At 59.1% G+C, this 1,605-nt stretch carries 2 protein-coding genes and 1 pseudogene; all 3 read right to left on the reverse strand.

Features of this window, described 5'->3' with window-relative positions; all coding sequences use genetic code 11:
- The coding region (locus O3648_RS08235) for a TIGR00730 family Rossman fold protein (protein WP_371569550.1) at nucleotides 1–419 on the reverse strand (419 nt) is incomplete at its 3' end.
- A gap of 149 nt (nucleotides 420–568) precedes the next feature.
- Nucleotides 569–1,084, reverse strand: a complete 516-nt coding sequence (locus O3648_RS08240) for an NUDIX domain-containing protein (RefSeq protein ID WP_371569552.1) — start codon at nucleotides 1,082–1,084, stop codon at nucleotides 569–571.
- 176 nt (nucleotides 1,085–1,260) lie between these two features.
- Nucleotides 1,261–1,605, reverse strand: a pseudogene (locus tag O3648_RS08245) (gamma-aminobutyrate permease); the annotation flags it as partial.

Raw genomic sequence — 1,605 nt, forward strand, 5'->3', positions numbered from 1 at the left:
TTGACGTTCAGCAGGGCCACCGGCTTGGAGTGAATGTCAAGGAACTGCCAGCTAAAAACTTCAAAGAACTCTTCGAGGGTGCCGGGGCCGCCGGGCATGGCAACGAATGCGTCGGCTTTCTCAATCATGGCGATTTTGCGCTGGTGCATGGTGTCCACAATTTCGAGGGTGGTCTGGCCGGGGTACACGCCCTCCAATCCGACCAGTTTGTGGGTGACCACGCCGTAGACCACGCCGCCGGCATCCAGGGTTGCGCCCGCAATGGTGCCCATGAGGCCTGTGCGGCCGCCACCGTACACCACGCCAATATTGTTCTGGGCGCAGAGAGTGCCGAGCTCCTGGGCGCGGGTGGTGAAGAGCGGGTCGTTGCCGGAGCGTGCACCGCAGTAGACGGCAAGGTTGTAGTCAGTCTTCTTCATGGTTCTCCTTGGGGTGTATAAGGGTTTCCGGGGTGGAGCGCCTCTATGCGTTCTACCCACGATAGATGTTGCTGTGTTGAGAGTACCGGATGCACCTGTGTACCTCATGTGTGCCACCCGCCAGTTCAGAGGCACGTTGGGCTCAACGGTTAAGGTAGCGGGGTGCGCGCCAGTAGCGGGAAAATCTGCTCTGTATTCAGCGGTGCCTGCGCATCAGAATCGGAGGGGCTGCTCATGGCAGGGTTGACCCAGCGCAGCTCGGCGATTTCAGCCTGCGGCACCAGCGTAGCCAGCTGTTCGTGCTGCTCGTCGGTGGGTGAGTATTCGTAGGTTTCGGCGCGTACCGTAAAGCCGACCTCATTCAATGCCGCCGCCTTCAGAATGCCCAGGTAGTGCATCCGGATGGGGTCGGGGGTGAGTCCGATTTCTTCGCTTACTTCACGGCAGGCGGTCTGTAGCGGGGTCTCCCCCGGTTCAGGTTTGCCGCCGGGCATCATAAACCCGTCACTACCCTGCTTGCGCACGGTCAGAACAAGCCCGTCCTTAGTGCGGATGGCTACAGCGCACACCTTCACAATACGATGTGCATTATCGATAGCGCCATGTGTAGCGGCGGGCTGCCCGGTGTGTGACGCGCCGGCAGGGGTATAGGGGTTGTTCTGCATGCTTTCCACCCTAGCATCTGGACGCTTCAAATTCTTGACTCAGCCCACGGATAAAGACGTTCATCTCCTCGATGGGGAACTCTCTGCATCAGCAGAGCCGCCGGCTCCCCTCTTATGGGGGAACCGGCGGCTCTTCACGTATCAGCTATTGCAGCCAATAGTTCTGCATGTTCGCATTACTTCGAAACCTTAACATCAATGCCGCTCACGTCAATCTGCTCCAGCGGAATGATGCGGTCACGAGTGACCACGCGGTGCACCAGCCAGACCGCAATAATCACGGGCAGACCAATGTAGGAGCTGAGCACGCCAGCCCAGTCACCGCTCAAGAACGCCTCATAGTTCTGGCCACCAATAACGACCAGGCACATGAGGAAGGCTATAATCGGGCCCACGGGGAAGAACGGCGCCACATAGGGCAGATCCTTCAAACTGTTGCCCTGCTTCAGGTATGCGCGGCGGAAACGGTAGTGAGCCACGGCGATACCCACCCAGGTAATGAAGCCAGCCAGACCGGACAC

It is taken from the genome of Rothia sp. 27098_8_161 (assembly GCF_041432905.1).
Lineage (GTDB): Bacteria > Actinomycetota > Actinomycetes > Actinomycetales > Micrococcaceae > Rothia.